The sequence below is a fragment of the Pseudomonas sp. 05T35 genome, assembly GCF_056396605.1.
Genome location: NZ_JBFTLU010000935.1, coordinates 1 through 511 on the forward strand (window position 1 = coordinate 1; position 511 = coordinate 511).

The window sequence follows — 511 nt, forward strand, 5'->3', positions numbered from 1 at the left end:
TTCTCGCTGCGCGCCCGGCCGGCAGCCGTTTCGAACCGCTGATGGTGCTTTACCTGACCGACCGGACTACACCCGATGAAATTCGCGAGGCCAAGGCCAGCGGTTTCGTTCACGCTGCCAAGCTGTATCCGGCTGGCGCGACCACCAACTCGGATTCCGGTGTTACCAGCATCGACAAGATCTTCCCCGCGATCGAGGCCATGGCCGAGGTCGGGATGCCCTTGCTGATTCATGGTGAAATCACCCGCGGCGACGTCGATGTCTTCGACCGCGAAAAAGTCTTCATCGACGAGCACATGCGTCGGGTCGTGGAGCGTTTCCCAACGCTCAAAGTGGTGTTCGAACACATCACTACCCGCGATGCCGTGCAGTTCGTCAACGAGGCTCCGGCCAACGTTGGCGCAACCATCACCGCTCACCACCTGCTGTATAACCGCAACCACATGCTGGTGGGCGGGATTCGTCCGCACTTCTATTGCCTGCCGATTCTCAAGCGCAATACCCATCAGGT

Annotated in this window: 1 protein-coding gene; it reads left to right on the top strand. The window is 59.7% G+C overall.

Annotated elements, in window-relative coordinates; translation table 11 throughout:
* Positions 1-511 (top strand): amidohydrolase family protein (locus AC1DH9_RS30775; protein ID WP_477809537.1); only part of this gene is annotated, 511 nt, incomplete at both ends.